This window comes from Citrobacter tructae (genome assembly GCF_004684345.1).
Classification (GTDB): Bacteria; Pseudomonadota; Gammaproteobacteria; order Enterobacterales; family Enterobacteriaceae; genus Citrobacter; species Citrobacter tructae.
The window spans coordinates 861,206-878,197 of sequence record NZ_CP038469.1 but is presented as its reverse complement, the minus strand read 5'-3'; the positions used below and the strand labels follow the sequence as shown (position 1 = coordinate 878,197).

General features: G+C 52.8%; 19 protein-coding genes. 10 read left to right on the top strand and 9 right to left on the bottom strand.

Annotated features, from left to right (window positions below; genetic code table 11):
- The first annotated feature begins 1 nt into the window (after position 1).
- The 4 genes from E4Z61_RS04770 to clcB are packed head-to-tail and all read left to right on the top strand — an operon-like array spanning position 2 to position 3,421.
- Positions 2–619, top strand: a complete 618-nt coding sequence (locus E4Z61_RS04770) for a DMSO/selenate family reductase complex B subunit (RefSeq protein WP_135321770.1) — start codon at positions 2–4, stop codon at positions 617–619.
- 1 nt (position 620) lies between these two features.
- Positions 621–1,475: a dimethyl sulfoxide reductase anchor subunit family protein gene (locus E4Z61_RS04765; RefSeq protein ID WP_135321769.1), complete on the top strand. Its 855-nt coding sequence runs from the start codon at positions 621–623 to the stop codon at positions 1,473–1,475.
- Between the two features lie 42 nt (positions 1,476–1,517).
- Positions 1,518–2,132, top strand: a complete 615-nt coding sequence (dmsD, locus tag E4Z61_RS04760; RefSeq protein WP_135321768.1) for a Tat proofreading chaperone DmsD — start codon at positions 1,518–1,520, stop codon at positions 2,130–2,132.
- Positions 2,132–3,421: a voltage-gated ClC-type chloride channel ClcB gene (gene clcB, locus E4Z61_RS04755; protein ID WP_135321767.1), complete on the top strand. Its 1,290-nt coding sequence runs from the start codon at positions 2,132–2,134 to the stop codon at positions 3,419–3,421. Before dmsD ends, clcB begins: the two co-directional genes overlap by 1 nt.
- Here clcB and bioD read toward each other — a convergent pair.
- The 3 genes from bioD to E4Z61_RS04740 form a co-directional block, all read right to left on the bottom strand.
- Positions 3,377–4,072, bottom strand: a complete 696-nt coding sequence (bioD, locus tag E4Z61_RS04750; RefSeq protein WP_135321766.1) for a dethiobiotin synthase — start codon at positions 4,070–4,072, stop codon at positions 3,377–3,379. The genes clcB and bioD overlap by 45 nt on opposite strands.
- Before the next feature lie 125 nt (positions 4,073–4,197).
- Positions 4,198–5,418: a sugar metabolism global transcriptional regulator Mlc gene (gene mlc, locus E4Z61_RS04745; protein ID WP_135321765.1), complete on the bottom strand. Its 1,221-nt coding sequence runs from the start codon at positions 5,416–5,418 to the stop codon at positions 4,198–4,200.
- A 128-nt stretch (positions 5,419–5,546) separates the two neighbouring features.
- A complete protein-coding gene (locus E4Z61_RS04740) occupies positions 5,547–6,446 on the bottom strand; it encodes a LysR family transcriptional regulator (protein WP_135321764.1) in 900 nt (299 codons plus the stop codon).
- Positions 6,447–6,542: 96 nt separating this feature from the next.
- Here E4Z61_RS04740 and E4Z61_RS04735 point away from each other — a divergent pair, with 96 nt between their 5' ends.
- A complete protein-coding gene (locus tag E4Z61_RS04735; RefSeq protein WP_135321763.1) occupies positions 6,543–7,796 on the top strand; it encodes an MFS transporter in 1,254 nt (417 codons plus the stop codon).
- A 64-nt stretch (positions 7,797–7,860) separates the two neighbouring features.
- Here the strand turns inward: E4Z61_RS04735 and E4Z61_RS04730 are convergent, their stop codons facing one another.
- On the bottom strand, positions 7,861–8,466 hold the full coding sequence (locus E4Z61_RS04730; RefSeq protein ID WP_420808707.1) for a CPBP family intramembrane glutamic endopeptidase: 606 nt from the start codon (positions 8,464–8,466) through the stop codon (positions 7,861–7,863).
- Between the two features lie 241 nt (positions 8,467–8,707).
- Here E4Z61_RS04730 and E4Z61_RS04725 point away from each other — a divergent pair, with 241 nt between their 5' ends.
- From E4Z61_RS04725 to E4Z61_RS04715, 4 genes are all read left to right on the top strand, one after another.
- Positions 8,708–10,195: a carboxypeptidase M32 gene (locus E4Z61_RS04725; RefSeq protein WP_135321761.1), complete on the top strand. Its 1,488-nt coding sequence runs from the start codon at positions 8,708–8,710 to the stop codon at positions 10,193–10,195.
- A gap of 137 nt (positions 10,196–10,332) precedes the next feature.
- Positions 10,333–10,728: an acid resistance repetitive basic protein Asr gene (gene asr, locus E4Z61_RS04720; RefSeq protein ID WP_135321760.1), complete on the top strand. Its 396-nt coding sequence runs from the start codon at positions 10,333–10,335 to the stop codon at positions 10,726–10,728.
- Positions 10,729–10,814: 86 nt separating this feature from the next.
- Positions 10,815–10,898, top strand: coding sequence for a small membrane protein YdgU (ydgU, locus tag E4Z61_RS24455; protein ID WP_476695776.1), 84 nt, complete (start codon positions 10,815–10,817; stop codon positions 10,896–10,898).
- Positions 10,899–10,998: 100 nt separating this feature from the next.
- A complete protein-coding gene (locus E4Z61_RS04715; RefSeq protein WP_135321759.1) occupies positions 10,999–11,820 on the top strand; it encodes a trypsin-like serine peptidase in 822 nt (273 codons plus the stop codon).
- Between the two features lie 34 nt (positions 11,821–11,854).
- Here E4Z61_RS04715 and mdtI read toward each other — a convergent pair whose 3' ends face one another.
- The 3 genes from mdtI to E4Z61_RS24330 all read right to left on the bottom strand — a co-directional run bounded on the left by mdtI (position 11,855) and on the right by E4Z61_RS24330 (position 12,781).
- Entirely contained in the window at positions 11,855–12,184 is a 330-nt protein-coding gene (gene mdtI, locus E4Z61_RS04710) for a multidrug/spermidine efflux SMR transporter subunit MdtI (protein ID WP_135321758.1), read from the bottom strand.
- Positions 12,171–12,533 carry a multidrug/spermidine efflux SMR transporter subunit MdtJ gene (mdtJ, locus tag E4Z61_RS04705; RefSeq protein ID WP_135321757.1) on the bottom strand — a complete coding sequence of 121 codons (363 nt, stop codon included), beginning with the start codon at positions 12,531–12,533 and terminating at the stop codon, positions 12,171–12,173. The genes mdtI and mdtJ overlap by 14 nt, the downstream gene beginning before the upstream one ends.
- 110 nt (positions 12,534–12,643) lie before the next feature.
- Positions 12,644–12,781 (bottom strand): protein YdgV, encoded by a 138-nt coding sequence (locus E4Z61_RS24330; protein WP_135321756.1) that lies wholly within the window; start codon positions 12,779–12,781, stop codon positions 12,644–12,646.
- Positions 12,782–12,951: 170 nt separating this feature from the next.
- On the opposite strand from E4Z61_RS24330, the gene E4Z61_RS04695 reads away from it, so the two are divergent.
- Positions 12,952–13,986, top strand: a complete 1,035-nt coding sequence (locus tag E4Z61_RS04695; protein WP_135321755.1) for an AI-2E family transporter — start codon at positions 12,952–12,954, stop codon at positions 13,984–13,986.
- 46 nt (positions 13,987–14,032) lie between these two features.
- Here the strand turns inward: E4Z61_RS04695 and pntB are convergent, their stop codons facing one another.
- Together pntB and pntA are read right to left on the bottom strand one after the other, a co-directional pair.
- On the bottom strand, positions 14,033–15,421 hold the full coding sequence (gene pntB / locus E4Z61_RS04690) for a Re/Si-specific NAD(P)(+) transhydrogenase subunit beta (protein WP_135321754.1): 1,389 nt from the start codon (positions 15,419–15,421) through the stop codon (positions 14,033–14,035).
- Between the two features lie 10 nt (positions 15,422–15,431).
- The gene (gene pntA / locus E4Z61_RS04685; RefSeq protein WP_135321753.1) at positions 15,432–16,961 is read right to left on the bottom strand and encodes a Re/Si-specific NAD(P)(+) transhydrogenase subunit alpha; all 1,530 of its coding nucleotides are present in this window, start codon (positions 16,959–16,961) and stop codon (positions 15,432–15,434) included.
- Between the last annotated feature and the right edge of the window lie 31 nt (positions 16,962–16,992).

The window sequence follows — 16,992 nt, the reverse complement described above, 5'->3', positions numbered from 1 at the left end:
CATGAATGCTCAATACGGATTTTTTATCGACTCCGCACGTTGTACCGGTTGCAAAACCTGCGAACTGGCCTGTAAAGACTATAAAGATTTAACCCCGGACGTTAGCTTTCGTCGCATTTATGAATACGCTGGTGGCGACTGGCTGGAAGATAATGGCGTCTGGCAGCAAAACGTTTTCGCCTATTATCTCTCGATCTCTTGCAACCACTGCGAAGATCCGGCCTGCACCAAGGTATGTCCGAGCGGTGCCATGCATAAACGTGAAGATGGCTTTGTCGTCGTTGATGAGGACGTGTGCATCGGCTGTCGCTATTGCCATATGGCCTGCCCTTATGGCGCACCACAGTACAACTCGTCCAAAGGGCATATGACCAAATGTGACGGCTGCCATGACCGCGTTGCCGATGGTAAAAAGCCCATCTGCGTTGAGTCCTGCCCGTTACGCGCACTGGATTTTGGCCCGATTGATGAGCTGCGTAAAAAGCACGGCACGTTGGCGGCGGTGGCCCCACTACCGGGCGCGCACTTCACCAAACCGAATATTGTGATTAAACCTAACGCCAACACCCGTCCAACCGGGGATACCACCGGTTATCTGGCAAACCCGAGGGAGGTGTAAAATGGGCAATGGATGGCATGAATGGCCGCTGGTGCTGTTTACGGTACTGGGACAATGCGTCGTCGGTGCGCTGATCGTGAGCGGGCTGGCTTGGTTTTCCGCCAAAGACGCTGCGGCAAGGCAACGTATCGTTCGCAGTATGTTTTTTCTGTGGGTGGTGATGGGTGCGGGTTTTCTCGCCTCGGTGATGCATTTGGGATCACCTCTACGGGCGCTTAACTCTCTTAACAGAGTAGGCGCATCGGCGCTGAGTAACGAAATTGCCAGTGGGTCGCTGTTTTTCGCCGTCGGTGGCGTCTGGTGGCTGGTGGCTTTTCTCGGTAAAATGCCCGCTGCCCTGGGTAAAATCTGGCTGCTGGTGAGCATGATCCTCGGGGTCGTATTCGTCTGGGCAATGACCCAAGTTTACCAGATAGATACCGTGCCAACCTGGCATAATGGTTACACCACTATAAACTTTTTTATGACGGTGTTACTGAGTGGCACGCTGTTTGCCGCCCTACTGCTGCGTACCGTTCGCGTCTCATTTAACGCCGCGACCAACGCCAGCATTAGCGTTCTGGCCCTATTGGTTTGCGCTGGGGTTATTGCCCTGCAGGGCGTGTCGCTCGGTGAAATCCACAGTTCGGTGCAACAGGCTACTGCGCTGGTACCCGATTATGGCCGTTTGCAGGTTTGGCGCATCCTGTTGCTGACCGCCGGTCTGGGTTGCTGGATTTGCCCGCTGATCCGCCGCAAAGAACCACGTGTTGTTGGTCTGGCGATCGGCTTAATTTTCGTGCTTGCCGGTGAAATCATTGGCCGCGGATTATTTTACGGTCTGCATATGACAGTCGGTATGGCTGTTGCAGGTTAACTTACGAGTGCGGGGAAACCCGCACTTTTCAGGATTGTTTGCATGACCTCTTTTTCTCAACGTGACAACTTTTCCACCGCCGCGCGCGTGCTGGGCGCACTGTTTTACTATGCACCAGACAGCGTAGAAGCGGCTCCGCTAGTCGGCGCACTCACGGTCGATGGCTGGCAGGCACAGTGGCCACTGTCTGAAGATGCCCTGTCCGGATTGATTAGCCAGTTTCAGGCTGAAGCCGATGAATCGCTTTCAGAAGCCTGGCAGCGTTTATTTATCGGCCCTTACGCACTGCCGTCTCCGCCATGGGGTTCGGTCTGGCTGGACCGTGAAAACGTCTTGTTTGGTGAGTCAACGCTGGCATTGCGTCAGTGGATGCGCGACAACGGTATCCAGTTCGACGTGCAGCAAAATGAACCCGAAGATCACTTTGGATCTCTGCTGTTATTAGCCGCCTGGCTTGCCGAAAACGGGCGTCACGACGCGTGCAAGCAGCTGTTGGCCTGGCATCTGTTACCCTGGTCGGGCCGTTTCCTCGAGGTATTTATCGAGAAAGCCGATCATCCATTTTACCAGGCTCTGGGGGAACTGGCCCGTATGACGCTGGCGCACTGGCAGTCGCAGTTACTGATCCCCGTCGCCGTTAAACCATTATTTCGTTAATGCATCATTTGCACGCGTATCCCGACCTGCGCGCTATGCTTCGCCGCCTGCTGTTCGCCGCGCTGATCGGCATCCTGGCGGCGCTGGCGGTGGCCGGGTTTCGCCACGCCATGCTGATCCTGGAGTGGTTTTTCCTGAGTAACGACACCGGCAGTCTGGTCAATGCGGCTTCCAGCCTGCCTCCGCTACGACGCATGCTAACCCCTGCTCTGGGCGGGCTTGCGGCAGGATTACTACTGTGGGGCTGGCAGAAGTTTAACCGGCAGCGCCCGCAGGCTCCCACGGATTATATGGAAGCGCTGCAAACTGACGGGCAGTTTGATGTTAGCGCCAGCCTGGTGAAGTCGCTGGCGTCATTGTTGGTAGTCGCCAGCGGGAGCGCCATCGGGCGTGAAGGTGCCATGATCTTACTGGCGGCGCTGGCTGCATCCTGTTTTGCCCAGCGCTTTACCCCACGCACAGAATGGAAGTTATGGATTGCCTGCGGAGCTGCTGCGGGTATGGCAAGTGCGTACCATGCGCCACTGGCGGGCAGCCTGTTTATTGCCGAAGTCCTGTTTGGCACATTAATTCTGGCATCGTTGGGACCGGTTGTCGTTTCCGCCGTTGTCGCCCTGCTGACTACCCATTTACTCAGTGACAGCAACGCGCTGCTCTATACCGTGCATCTGACGCGAGACCTGCATGCGCCGGAATACCTGATGATCGTCAGCACCGGCGTGGTGGCTGGCGTCTGCGGTCCCCTTTTTATGTGGCTGATGACTACCAGCCACAACGGTTTTTTACGCCTGAAACTCTCCCCCCCGTGGCAATTGACGCTGGGAGGACTGATCGTCGGCATACTGTCATTACTCACACCAACCGTTTGGGGAAATGGTTACAGCGTGGTGCAATCGTTTTTACTCTCACCACCTCTGCTGTCGGTTATCAGTGGGATATTTATCTGCAAATTACTGGCGGTACTTGCCAGCAGCGGCTCCGGCGCGCCGGGCGGTGTATTCACGCCAACCCTGTTTGTCGGTCTGTCGATTGGTATGCTGTTTGGTCGCATATGGGGATTCTGGCTTCCCGGTACGGATGAGATTACTATTCTGCTGGGATTAACCGGGATGGCGACGCTGCTGGCGGCAACAACGCATGCGCCAATTATGTCTACGCTGATGGTTTGTGAAATGACCGGGGAGTATCGCCTGCTCCCCGGATTACTAATCGCCTGTGTGGTGGCTTCCGTGCTGTCACGGACGTTACGCCAGGACTCTATCTACCGACAGCACGCTGCCGAGCATTGACAGGCGAATATATTGAGACAACTCACGTTGTTCTGCGCGTGGCAGATAAGGCAGTTCGCCAATCAGCGGGGCCGGTAATTTTTTGCCGAGTACGTCGATGATTTCAGCATAATGTGCCAGCCCAGGGTTGATGCGGTTAGCCACCCAACCAATCAGCGGTAGTCCGTCGCTGGCAATCGCCTGCGCAGTAAGGATGGCATGATTAATACAACCTTCCTGGATACCCACCACCATCAGCACGGGTAACTGTTCCTGAACCACCCACTCCGATAACGGACGCAGATCGTTCATCAGGCTGCGCCAGCCGCCGGTACCTTCTACCACCACGTGATCAACTTTTTCGCTCAGGCTGGCGAGTCCGTTGGATAACAGGGTGTAGTTGACCGGGCCGCTATGTGCGACGCTGCTTTCGTCCTCGCTGAGTGCGATCGGGTTGACGGCCTCGTAAGGCAGTTCCAGGGAAGAAACGCTTTGCAGCACCAGCGCATCTTTGTTGCGTAAGCCTTCCGGCGTCTCTTTGCTGCCTTTGGCCACGGGTTTGTAACCCGCAACACGTTTACCCCCTGACGCTAACGCTTGTAGTAATGCGCGGGAAACCACTGTCTTCCCAACAGAAGTGTCTGTACCTGTAATAAAGAAACGCTTCAGCATCACTAACTCCACCGTTATGCTTTGAAAATATAAGTCAGGAAAATAATACAGTGGAGAAAGTCTAAGGTAAGAGAACCTGAATCAGCTTGAGATAGCGCAATTTTTTGTACAACAGTTAAAAATTGTTAACCCTGTAATAGACGAATCAACAAAGAACCGTTATACATCGCGTCCTTCACGAGTGCAGCCCCTGCCATCGTTCCCTGGTTGGTAAACTGCGTACTCTCAACAACAATGTGTCGACTGTAGGCAGGTAGCGCTTGTTGACGAATGCTGTCAGCAATGGTCGGAAACAGAATATCTGCGGCCTTGCTGAGTGGAGATCCAATCAAAATCTTTTGCGGATTGAACAAATTCACCATGATGGCGAGGATGCGCCCCACATGTGTCCCAACGCCGTTGATAATATCTTTCGCCAGTAAGTCACCCTGCATGGCAGCCAGGCATATCGAATCCACCGTCAACGGTTGTCCATGCAACGAGGAACTCATCGACTGCTTCAGGCGCACCTGCGCGAGTTCGAGAACGCTGTCCACGCTGGCAATCGTTTCCAGACATCCATGATTGCCGCAGTAGCAACGCTTGCCATAAGGGTCCACTTGCGTATGACCAATCTCGACCAGACTGCTGCTACCCGCATGCAGCAAATGACCGTCGGTAATCACGCCAGCGCCCACGTTGTGGTCAATCACCACCTGAATCACATCGCGAGCACCGCGCGAAGCACCAAAAAGCGCTTCGGCCATAGTCCAGGCACTAATATCATGCTGAATGTACACCGGGACACCGGTATGTTTCTCCAGCGCATCGCCCAGTGGCATCTCCTTCACGTCATCGTAAAATGGCATGCGATGCACGATGCCATTCTCGGTATCAATAATCCCGGGTAAGGTGATGGCGATGGAGGTTAATCGTTCGAGCTTTTGCTGATGGCGGATGAAAAACTGATCGACCTGCGCGATAACGCGATCGAGCAGCGGAATTTCGGAGACCAGCGGCATTTCGAGGCAGTCTTCAACCACCAGTTTGCTGCTGAGATCGCGTAACGCGAGAAAAATCTCGCCGCGGCTGATACGAATAGATAAATAGTGCCAGGCTTCCGTTTCGACAACCAGGCCAACGGCCGGACGACCACGACTCCCGGCTTCTTTTATTTCCAGCTCTTGCACCAAATGTGCTTCGAGCATTTCGCGGACAATTTTGGTAATACTGGCAGGCGCCAATTGTGCCAGGCGAGAGAGATCAATACGCGATACCGGTCCGAGCTGATCAATCAGGCGATAAACTGCACCCGCATTGGTCTGCTTAATTTGATCGATATGCCCAGGCTGACTATCAGCAACCACCACTTACTCCCTTTATTTTCGCGCTCCGAAATAATCTGTAGACTATGGTGAAGCACTTCAATGGTTTCCGTCAACTTTTTACTTAGCCGTGTGATTTACTGCACATTTTTGCCCGTTTTTAAACTAATTTAAGCATGCTGTACCGCCGCCAAGAGCTGCTGGCGAAAGCGTTGCGCGGCATGGCTTTGCTCGCGATGTTTAGGCCACACCAGCCACATTTCAGAAACGGCATCTTCTTCTGCGATAGGTACCCAGCACATTTCATACAACTGCACCCGCTTAAAGGAGGCGGGCAGAATTGACACCCCCAGTCCCGCAGCCACCAGACCGATAATGGTCATCGCCTCGCCGACCTCCTGAGTGATGGTAGGCTTCAGGTCGTAGCGACGCATCAAGCCAAGAATATCGTCATACAATCCGGTACCCACATGCGGATCAAAAAAAACAAACGGCTCGCGGGCAAGTTCCGCCAGCGTGACAACTGGCTTTTTCGCCAACGGATGTACACGTGGGATCATCGCCATCAGCGGCTCGTGCAGGATGACCTCCCGGTGCAGCGTGTCCGGGAGTTGTGTATTGCGCAGGAGTCCCATATCCAGCGTCCCTTCGCTCAGCGGGGCAATTTGCTCGCGGGTATTCATTTCACGGGTTTGCATATGTACGTCGGGGTAACACTGGCGGAAAAAGGACAGCGTATCTGAAACCGCCTTGATAAACGGTGCAGAAGAGGTAAAGCCGATACGCAGCTCCCCCGCTTCTCCCAAATGCAGACGTTCGGCCCTTGCGGCGGCTTCGTTCACCAGCCCGAGGATCTGCCGACTGTCGGCCAGAAACTGTCTGCCTGCAGCAGTCAGCGCTACGCTGCGATTGGTGCGCGCCAGCAGCCGGGCGCCTACCTGCTGCTCGAGGATTTGGATCTGTTGGCTCAAAGGGGGTTGGGAAATATTCAGCCGGGCTGCCGCGCGGCCAAAATGCAGTTCTTCCGCAACCGCCACAAAGTAGCGCAGGTGACGCAGTTCAATATTCATATTTTTAAAATATTATTTGAGATTATTAATATATTAGACAGAATATTGTGATTTTCATACTCTTAAGGCTGGTTGTTAATAACAGATGGATTTCAAGTGAGCCGTACAACTACTGTCGATACTGCACCGACAAGCGATGTTGATGAACAGAGTATCTCCCCGCCGGATGCGTTTATAAAACGCGGCACATCCTCGTTTATGCGCGTCACGCTGGCGCTGTTTTCCGCCGGGTTAGCGACATTTGCCCTGCTATATTGCGTACAGCCGATCCTACCTGTGCTATCACATGAATTTGGCGTATCCCCCGCCAACAGCAGTATTTCACTGTCTATCTCAACCGCAATGCTGGCGATAGGTCTACTGTTTACCGGGCCACTTTCCGACGCCATTGGCCGCAAGCCGGTAATGGTCACCGCGCTGCTGCTGGCCTCCTGCTGCACGCTGCTTTCGACAATGATGACCAGTTGGCACGGTATTCTCATTATGCGTGCGTTGATTGGTCTGTCATTAAGCGGCGTGGCCGCAGTGGGCATGACCTATCTCAGCGAGGAGATCCATCCCAGCTTTGTTGCCTTTTCGATGGGTCTGTATATCAGTGGTAACTCGATTGGCGGCATGAGCGGCCGTTTGATCAGCGGTGTATTTACCGACTTTTTTAACTGGCGTATTGCGCTGGCAGCTATCGGCTGTTTTGCCCTCGCCTCCGCACTAATGTTCTGGAAAATCTTACCGGAATCCCGCCACTTCAGACCAACGTCGCTGCGGCCTAAATCATTGTTTATTAACTTCCGTTTACACTGGCGTGACCCAGGATTACCGCTGCTATTTATGGTCGGTTTCTTATTGATGGGTTCATTTGTAACGCTGTTTAATTACATCGGCTACCGCCTGATGCTGTCACCCTGGGAACTCAGCCAGGCAGTGGTTGGCCTGCTGTCCGTGGCTTACCTCACCGGTACCTGGAGTTCACCGAAGGCAGGGTCGATGACCACCCGCTATGGCCGGGGCCCGGTGATGTTGTTCTCGACGGGTGTGATGCTGGTAGGGTTGCTGATGACGCTGTTCACGTCACTGTGGTTGATTTTTGCTGGGATGCTGCTGTTTTCTGCCGGTTTCTTCGCCGCACATTCGGTGGCCAGCAGTTGGATTGGTCCGCGCGCTAAACGCGCCAAAGGCCAGGCCTCGTCTTTGTATCTATTCTGTTATTACCTGGGATCGAGTATCGCAGGTACGCTGGGTGGCATATTCTGGCATAACTACGGCTGGAACGGCGTCGGTGGGTTTATTGCGTTGATGCTGATCCTCGCGCTGCTGGTGGGGGGCCGTTTACACCACCGTTTGCACGACTGATAGTGATGCCCGGAGATAACAAAACATCCCCGGGCACCCATCAGCGTTACGACGTCGCTAATGCCTAAGCCGCGATTTGTAGGGCTACTACCGTGCCGTTCATCAGGATGTGCAGCATAATCGGCATCAATATACCGTTGCTTTTAATTCGGGCATAGATCAGAACCAGCGACACAATAAACAGCAGCAGCAAGGTTCTAAAATCCACATATTGCGTATGCATCAGCGCAAAAATGGCGGACACCACCGTCGACGTCAGCCAGGTTTTATCCTTGAACCAGTACTGGAAAGCATTAAACAGGCAACCACGGAAAATCATTTCTTCATAAACCGGGGCAATAAATATCAGTGACAAACTCGACAGCCATAGCGCATAACTGCGTAATGATACCTGGGTTGTCACCCATTCTTCATTCTGTCTTATTCCCAGCAGCCAGGGGCCAACAAATTGCACCAGCAAAAGTGTGGCAAATAAAATGCCAAACCACGTTGCGTTAAACCTACCTTTTCCTAAACCTGCTCTTTTGCTAAAGAAGAAATAATACAATGGCACCAGCACAACAAACTCCGCAGCGAACAGCAGCGGAAACAGCAACCCCTGTGCCTGTAATACCACGCTTTTGGCAAAGAAAAGAGGGACAAACGTGAGGCCAAACATCAGTAAAAACATCGAAACACAACCGGATACTGCCCTGCTTCTGGCGATATACTCGCTACCGACTTCCTGTTGCACACCTTCTCCTTGGTAAAAGATCACTTCATGATTTACCACATCAAATTTTCTTTATGATAAAAAGTATCATTATCGTTTACAAGCTACCAAAATTTCACCCGACCAGACGATGAATGGGTAAATGCGTTAAATCACGTTAGACTCTCCAGTCTGGTCCAACAGAACGAGAACGAAAATAATGAGTAACAGTACAAATTACCAGCAACTCACCCGCACCTTCCAGCGGCTCTCTCGCTTCTCCCACCTCTCGGCAATAGCCAGTTGGGACATGTTTACTATGATGCCTCCCGGCGGCAGTCAAGCCCGTGGCGAAGCGCTGGCGGAACTGAACGTCCTGGAACATCAGTTGTTAACCGACCCTAAGGTCGCCACATGGATTGCCGGCGCGAAACAGGAACAGTTGAACGATGTTGAGCAGGCCAATCTGCGAGAAATGACGCGCCTGCATCATCAAGCATCATTGTTGCCGGAATCCCTGGTCGAAGCCAAATCCCTGGCGGGCAGTCGCTGCGAACACGCCTGGCGCAGCCAGCGCCCAGCCAATGACTGGGAAGGCTTTGCTGAAAACCTGAAAGACGTGGTGAAGTACAGCCGCGAAGAGGCGAGGCTACGTGCCGAGGCCAAAGGTTGTTCACCGTACGATGCGCTGCTGGATGTGTTTGAACCAGACATGACCAGCGCCCGCCTGGACGTGCTATTCGCCGATCTCAAAAGCTGGCTTCCGGACCTGTTAAACAAAGTCGTCGCCAAACAATCCCAACAGTCGCTTATTGCGCCGATTGGCCCCTTCCCAACTGAGGTACAGCGCGAATTAGGTCTCGAGACAATGGCGCAACTGGGATTCGATTTTGCTGGCGGACGACTGGACATTAGCGCCCACCCGTTCTGCGGCGGCGTGCCGGAAGATGTCCGCATCACCACACGGTATGATGAAAACGAATTGCTCAGCGCACTGTTCGGTGTGATCCATGAGACCGGCCATGCGCGCTATGAGCAAAATCTGCCGCGCAACTGGTCAGGGCAACCTATCGCACTGGCGCGCTCAACCGCCATCCATGAATCTCAAAGCCTGTTCTTTGAAATGCAGTTGGGTCGAAGCACCGCCTTCCTGACGCGGTTAATTCCGGCGGTGAAGCGGCATTTTGGCGATCAGGCCGCCTTTGAAGAAAGTAACTTTATCGCCTGGAACCAGCAGGTGAAGCCGGGCTTTATCCGCGTTGATGCCGATGAGGTAAGCTACCCCGCCCATGTGATCCTGCGCTACGAAATTGAGCGTGCGCTGATTAACGGCGACATTGAAGTCGATGATATTCCGGCGTTGTGGAATGAAAAAATGCAGGCCTGGCTGGGGCTGTCAACCATCGGCAACTATCGCAACGGCTGTATGCAGGATATCCACTGGACCGACGGCGGTTTTGGCTACTTCCCTTCTTATACCCTTGGTGCCATGTATGCAGCACAGTTGTTTAGTGCAGCGAACCGTGCGTTACCGGGGTTAGAGGCGTCCATCGCTCAGGGCGACTTCAGCCCACTGTTTGACTGGTTACGCCAGAACATCTGGCAGCACGGTAGCCGTTTCACCACCGAACAGCTGATTACTCAGGCGACCGGTGAACCGCTCAGTAGCCGCTATTTCCGCGCACATCTCGAAGCCCGCTATCTGTAATCTCCTGCCGTGAGTCATTGTACAAACGGTTACACGCCGAAACCAATGACTCACGGAAGCCCTGATATTACAGCGATATAGTTATTTCAACGGCCCCGCAGTGGGGTTGAATGAAAAACCAAATCGAGGGTATGAGAATGAAAAAAGTATTAGCTCTGGTTGTTGCCGCTGCTATGGGTCTGTCTTCTGCTGCTTTTGCTGCTGAAACAACTGCTACCACCGCTCCGGCTGCTACTGCGACCACAAAAGCAGCCCCGGCAAAAACAACGCATCATAAAAAACAGCATAAAGCCGCTGAGCAGAAAGCTCAGGCCGCTAAAAAACACGCTAAAAAATCTGCAACCAAACCTGCTGTAGAACAAAAAGCACCAGAGCAGAAAGCTCAGGCTGCGAAAAAACATACCAAAAAAGCGGCAACTAAACCTGCTGCAGAACAAAAAGCACCAGAGCAGAAAGCTCAGGCTGCGAAAAAACACAGCAAAAAAGCAGTAAAACACGAAGCCGCTAAACCTGCTGCTCAACCGGCCGCATAAGACATCAGTAATAACAATGGCGTCCCCCACGCCATCGCATACGGCGCTAAGTCTTCCTGATTTAGCGCCGCCTTTCGGAGGGTAAAATGGTGTCACATTACCGCTTTGAGTTCATTCTTATTACACTGATAATTTGCGGCCTTATTGCCGCGCACTTTTATCTTTCCTGAGTGTAGTTACCTGATTTTACTCCCACTTTCCCACCGTCCCGTCTATAGTATTCATTGAGGGTTTGCTTTTAATAATCATAATTCCCCACCAGAGTGTGATATGCATAAAACCATTGCGGTATTACTGGGTTCTATTTGTCTTTCTCCTGTCGTTGCGCATGCGGATCAGCCCACAACGACCAGCACAGATGCTGACGATATAAAAACGCTATTTTTTGGGCATGACGATCGCGTACAGATTACTGACCCGACACAGTCACCCTGGGACGCAATCGGACAACTGGAAACCGCCAGCGGTAACCTGTGTACGGCTACGCTCATTTCTCCGCGCCTGGCCCTGACCGCCGGACACTGTCTACTAACGCCCCCTAATGGCAAGCCGGATAAAGCTGTTGCACTGCGCTTTGTGTCAAAAAAAGGCGTCTGGCGCTATGAAATCCACGGCATTGAGGGACGGGTTGATTCTTCACTGGGCAAGCGTTTAAAAGCGGATGGCGATGGCTGGATCGTGCCCCCCTCAGCGGCACCGTGGGATTTTGGTCTGGTGGTATTGCGTTATCCACCGTCAGGAATTACACCGCTTCCCTTATATCAAGGCGATAAAGCCGCGTTAACCGCAGCGCTGAAAGCCGCAGATCGCAAAGTAACCCAGTCAGGTTACCCGGAAGACCATCTTGACGATCTGTACACACATCAGGATTGTGTGGTGACCGGTTGGGCGCAAAACACCGTCATGTCCCATCAGTGCGACACACTCCCTGGCGACAGCGGCTCCCCATTGATGCTGAAGACAGATTCGGGCTGGCAATTGATCGGTGTTCAAAGCTCTGCACCGGCAGCTAAAGATCGCTGGCGGGCGGATAACCGCGCTATTTCAGTCACCGGTTTTCGCGATAAACTGGAAACCTTAGCAAAGGGATAACAACATGCTGCCTGCGGACGCAGGCAGCATTTTATCAGGCGAGTTTAATCATGATCATGCCGGCCAGCAGCAATGCGACGCCTATCCAGCCTTTATTATTCAGGCGCTGACCAAAAAGCACCCAGCCTGCGGCCAACGTGGCGGCAATCCCGAATCCCCCCCACAAGGCATAAGCAACGGAAAGGTCAATGCCTTTTACCGCCTGGGACAGCGCACTGAAGGCAGCCAGCACAGCGGCCAATGACAGCACACCATAGGCTTTACGGCGAAAACCATCGGAAAATTTCAAAAAGACGTTAGCGACAATTTCCAACACAATGGCCAAACCCAACCAGGCGCCGTGAACCCACTCAAACTGCTGCATGGGTCACCTTCCTACTCGATTTTGCAGGCTTTCGTGTGCCAGATTTAATCAGCACAATACCGAACACCAGCGAGACCAATCCAGCCACCTTCATCGCGGACAAGGTTTCGTCAAATAACAGCACGCTAAACAGCGTAATAAATAAAATACCGATGCCTTCCCATAACGCGTAGGCCACGCCGAGGGCAATTTTTTTAACGGCAAAACTAAGAAAAATATACGATAAGGCGATCATTACCAGCATTAAAATAAAGCCCGTATTGCCATTGCCTACACTTGCCCATTTCATCGACAGCGTGCCTGTAATTTCAGCCGCAATGGCCAGACCTAATAAAATCCAGTAAAACATGATGCTTCTCCTGCTTGAGAATATAGTTCTTTGGGCCTACTGCATGCAGCAAACCAAAAAATAAAATCAGATAGCTCAGCGCATAACGCCAGCTCAGGCAGAAGAAGGGACTAAAGCGCGTTGCGCCAGTGTTGCTCACCCGCAAGCAGGAAAGTGGAAGAGGTACGAAGAAGTGTAGGTAAACGCAAAAACATCCTGAACGTATTGTCCATAATATTACAATTATCCGCAGTGTTGCTTCTCGTCATCGCGGATGATAATTGTCCTCGGTAGTTAAACTACACACGATTTGTACCATAGGTCCAATACGAACTCAAAATATTTTCACTTCTTTACTCGCTGCGTTTGATTTTTGTTATAACCGTTCGACGCAAATCACACTATTATCCAGATTCAGGATAATTATTCAGGAATAAACATGGCGAAACCGATCATCACGCTTAGCGGTCTAAAGTTAGTCATTATGTTGGGTATGCTGGTGATAATTTTAACCGGCATACGCTTCGCTGCCGACATTGTCGTACCCTTTATTCTGGCGTTGTTTATTGCCGTGGTGCTTAACCCCGTGGTCCGCCGCATGGTCAAACTTCGCATTCCACGAGTATTAGCAGTGTCATTGCTGGTTGTTATTATTGTGATGCTAATGGTGCTGCTTTTAGCGTATTTAGGTACATCCTTAAATGAATTAGCCAGAACGCTGCCGCAATACCGTTCCTCGCTGGTTATCCCACTGAAAAACATCGAACCCTGGCTGCAGCGCGCGGGTATTGGTGTTTCTGTCGACGAACTTGTTAAATATATCGACCCTAATGCAGCGATGACGCTGGTGACAAATTTACTGACGCAATTGTCCAATGCCATGTCATCGATTTTTTTACTGCTGTTAACGGTGGTGTTTATGCTGCTGGAGGTCCCGCAGTTACCCAATAAACTGAAACAGATGATGAGCCGACCCGTCGAGGGAATGGCGGCAATTCAACGTGCAATCGACAGCGTGTCACACTACCTTGTGCTCAAAACGGCCATCAGCATCGTCACTGGTCTAGTTGCCTGGGGCATGCTGGCGGCACTCGATGTCCGGTTCGCTTTTGTCTGGGGCCTGCTGGCCTTCGCTCTGAACTATATCCCTAACATCGGCTCCGTGCTGGCGGCGATCCCCCCTATTGCTCAGGTACTGGTGTTTAGCGGATTTTACGACGCCCTTGTGGTGCTGGCGGGCTATCTGGCGATTAACCTGGTATTCGGTAATATTCTCGAACCGCGCATCATGGGGCGCGGATTAGGATTGTCTACGCTGGTGGTGTTTCTGTCGTTGATCTTCTGGGGCTGGCTACTGGGACCGGTAGGCATGCTGCTTTCCGTGCCGCTCACCATCATCGTTAAAATTGCGCTTGAGCAAACCGAAGGCGGCCAAAGCATTGCCATTCTGCTGAGCGATCTCAACAAGGCGTGAAATGCAAAACGGCCTCCGCAGAGGCCGTTTTGTTTTTAGCTGACGATTACAACGCTTTCAGAATCGCATCCACGCTGGCTTTAGCATCGCCAAACAACATGTGGGTGTTATCTTTAAAGAACAGTGGGTTCTGCACCCCCGCGTAACCGGTATTCATCGAACGCTTAAACACAATGACATTGTGCGCCTTCCACACTTCCAGTACCGGCATTCCGGCGATTGGACTTTTCGGATCGTCCAGGGCCGCCGGGTTGACGGTATCGTTCGCGCCAATAACCAGCACGGTGTCGGTATCGGAGAAATCATCGTTGATTTCATCCATTTCCAGCACGATATCGTAAGGTACCTTCGCTTCCGCCAGCAGCACGTTCATATGCCCCGGCAGACGTCCGGCAACCGGGTGAATACCGAAACGTACCTTGATGCCGCGTGCGCGCAGTTTCTCGGTGATTTCAGCCACCGGATACTGTGCCTGCGCCACCGCCATACCGTAGCCCGGGGTGATGATCACTGAGTGCGATTCTTTCAGCATTTCTGCGGTGTCTTCCGCCGTAATCTCGCGATGCTCGCCCGCTTCCTGATCGTCTCCAGTAGAGGAACCGTCGGTACCAAAACCACCGGCAATGACGCTGATGAAAGAGCGGTTCATCGCCTTACACATGATGTAAGACAGGATCGCACCCGAGGAACCGACCAGCGCACCGGTGACAATCAGCAGGTCGTTGCTCAGCATAAAGCCCGCTGCCGCTGCCGCCCATCCTGAGTAGGAGTTCAGCATCGATACCACAACCGGCATATCTGCCCCACCAATGGACGCCACCAGATGCCAGCCAAACGCCAGCGCGATGATGGTCATCACCAGCAGCGCCAGAACCTGCAGACCCACGCTTTCAGTACGCACGAAAAGAACCAGTAGCAGGAACGAAACCACCAGCGCCGCAAGGTTCAGTTTGTGACGGTTCGGCAGCATCAGCGGTTTAGAGGAGATCTTGCCGCGCAGTTTACCAAACGCCACGATAGAACCCGTGAAGGTCACCGCGCCGATGAAGATACCCAGGAACACCTCAGTCAGGTGAATATTCACCAGAATCGGTTCCAGTCCCGCTTCGTGATACAGGTAACTGTTAAAACCAACCAGCACCGCAGCCAGGCCGACGAAGCTGTGCAGAATCGCCACCAGCTCCGGCATCTCGGTCATCTCAACTTTCTTCGCCAGACGAATACCAATCGCGCCGCCGATGATCATGGCCACCAGAATCCACGCCACGTTGCCGGTTTCCGGACCAAAGATCGTTGCAATCAGCGCAATCGCCATCCCGGCGATACCGAAGTTATTACCCTGCTGAGACGTTTCATGTTTTGAAAGCCCCGCCAGACTGAAAATAAACAGGATCGCGGCAACAATGTATGCAGCTGTAACTAATCCTCCAGACATGTGCTACCCCTTAGTTTTTCCGGAACATTTTCAGCATGCGCTGAGTCACGGTGAAGCCACCGAAAATATTAATGCTGGCAATAAGTACCGCGATAAAGCTCAGGAAACTCACCCAGCCACCCTGGCCAATCTGCAATAATGCCCCCACAACGATGATCCCGGAGATGGCATTGGTCACGGACATCAGCGGCGTATGCAGCGCATGCGACACGTTCCATACCACGTAGTAACCCACCACGCAGGAAAGCGCGAACACCGTAAAGTGACCAAGGAACTCTTTTGGCGCGACATCAGCCAGCCAGCCAAACAGAATCACTACCAGCGCCATCAGGGCGTATTTACGCCACGGTGAGACCGGCTTTTTCTCTTCTACGGGGGCTGGTGCGGCTTTTGGCGCTGCCTGCGGTTGTGCAGAAACCTGGATCGGCGGCGCAGGCCAAGTGATTTCACCGTCGCGAACCACCGTCACACCACGCACCACGACATCGTCGAAATCCACGGTGATATTGCCGTCTTTCTCTTTACACAGCAGTTTGAGCAGGTTAACGAGGTTAGTTCCGTACAACTGAGAGGACTGCGTCGGTAAACGCCCCGGAAGATCGGTATAGCCAATAACCTTAACGCCATTCTCAGTCGTGGTGACCTGGTTGGCAACGGTGTACTCACAGTTACCGCCATTTTGCGCCGCTAAATCGACAATCACGCTGCCCGATTTCATGGATTCGACCATCTCGCGGGTGATCAGCTTCGGCGCGGGTTTGCCTGGAATCAACGCAGTAGTCACAATAATATCGACGTCTTTTGCCTGCGCGGCAAACAGTTCCATCTCGGCTTTGATGAACGCTTCGGACATCACCTTGGCGTAGCCATCGCCACTGCCTGCTTCCTCTTTGAAATCCAGTTCGAGGAACTCAGCACCCATACTCTGCACTTGTTCTTTCACTTCCGGGCGCGTATCAAAGGCACGAACAATCGCCCCCAGACTATTTGCCGCGCCAATGGCTGCCAGGCCAGCAACGCCGGCACCGATCACCATCACTTTAGCAGGAGGAACCTTACCCGCTGCGGTGATTTGCCCGGTAAAGAAGCGGCCAAATTCATGCGCGGCTTCAACAATGGCGCGATACCCGGCGATGTTGGCCATCGAACTGAGGGCATCCAGCGACTGCGCACGCGAAATACGCGGCACGGAGTCCATTGCCATCACGGTGACATTGCGCTCGGCGAGTTTTTTCAATAACTCGGGGTTTTGCGCCGGCCAGAGAAAACTGACCAGCGTGGTCCCAGGATTCAGCAACGGAATTTCAAATTCTTCCGGCGCATTGACCTTCAGGATAATCTCTGACTGCCAGACAGCTTCTCCGCCAACAATTTCCGCGCCCGCTTGCACAAACGCCTTGTCGTCAAAACTCGCCAGTTGACCCGCGCCGCTTTCAACCGCGACGCTAAAACCCAGCTTCAGCAACTGCTCAACCGTCTTCGGCGTGGCTGCAACACGGGTTTCATTGGTTAACCGTTCTCTTGGTATGCCAATTCGCATAATGTTCCCTTCCATCTGTATTTTTGATGAT

Bases quoted from the DNA above. Each gene is read 5' to 3' on its own strand.
- E4Z61_RS04770 (WP_135321770.1), top strand. From the start codon at position 2: ATGAATGCTCAATACGGATTTTTTATCGACTCCGCACGTTGTACCGGT.
- E4Z61_RS04765 (WP_135321769.1), top strand. From the start codon at position 621: ATGGGCAATGGATGGCATGAATGGCCGCTGGTGCTGTTTACGGTACTG.
- dmsD (WP_135321768.1), top strand. From the start codon at position 1,518: ATGACCTCTTTTTCTCAACGTGACAACTTTTCCACCGCCGCGCGCGTG.
- clcB (WP_135321767.1), top strand. From the start codon at position 2,132: ATGCATCATTTGCACGCGTATCCCGACCTGCGCGCTATGCTTCGCCGC.
- bioD (WP_135321766.1), bottom strand. From the start codon at position 4,072: ATGCTGAAGCGTTTCTTTATTACAGGTACAGACACTTCTGTTGGGAAG.
- E4Z61_RS04740 (WP_135321764.1), bottom strand. From the start codon at position 6,446: ATGAATATTGAACTGCGTCACCTGCGCTACTTTGTGGCGGTTGCGGAA.
- E4Z61_RS04730 (WP_420808707.1), bottom strand. From the start codon at position 8,466: ATGTTTTTACTGATGTTTGGCCTCACGTTTGTCCCTCTTTTCTTTGCC.
- E4Z61_RS04725 (WP_135321761.1), top strand. From the start codon at position 8,708: ATGAGTAACAGTACAAATTACCAGCAACTCACCCGCACCTTCCAGCGG.
- asr (WP_135321760.1), top strand. From the start codon at position 10,333: ATGAAAAAAGTATTAGCTCTGGTTGTTGCCGCTGCTATGGGTCTGTCT.
- ydgU (WP_476695776.1), top strand. From the start codon at position 10,815: ATGGTGTCACATTACCGCTTTGAGTTCATTCTTATTACACTGATAATT.
- E4Z61_RS04715 (WP_135321759.1), top strand. From the start codon at position 10,999: ATGCATAAAACCATTGCGGTATTACTGGGTTCTATTTGTCTTTCTCCT.
- mdtI (WP_135321758.1), bottom strand. From the start codon at position 12,184: ATGCAGCAGTTTGAGTGGGTTCACGGCGCCTGGTTGGGTTTGGCCATT.
- mdtJ (WP_135321757.1), bottom strand. From the start codon at position 12,533: ATGTTTTACTGGATTTTATTAGGTCTGGCCATTGCGGCTGAAATTACA.
- E4Z61_RS24330 (WP_135321756.1), bottom strand. From the start codon at position 12,781: ATGACGAGAAGCAACACTGCGGATAATTGTAATATTATGGACAATACG.
- E4Z61_RS04695 (WP_135321755.1), top strand. From the start codon at position 12,952: ATGGCGAAACCGATCATCACGCTTAGCGGTCTAAAGTTAGTCATTATG.
- pntB (WP_135321754.1), bottom strand. From the start codon at position 15,421: ATGTCTGGAGGATTAGTTACAGCTGCATACATTGTTGCCGCGATCCTG.
- pntA (WP_135321753.1), bottom strand. From the start codon at position 16,961: ATGCGAATTGGCATACCAAGAGAACGGTTAACCAATGAAACCCGTGTT.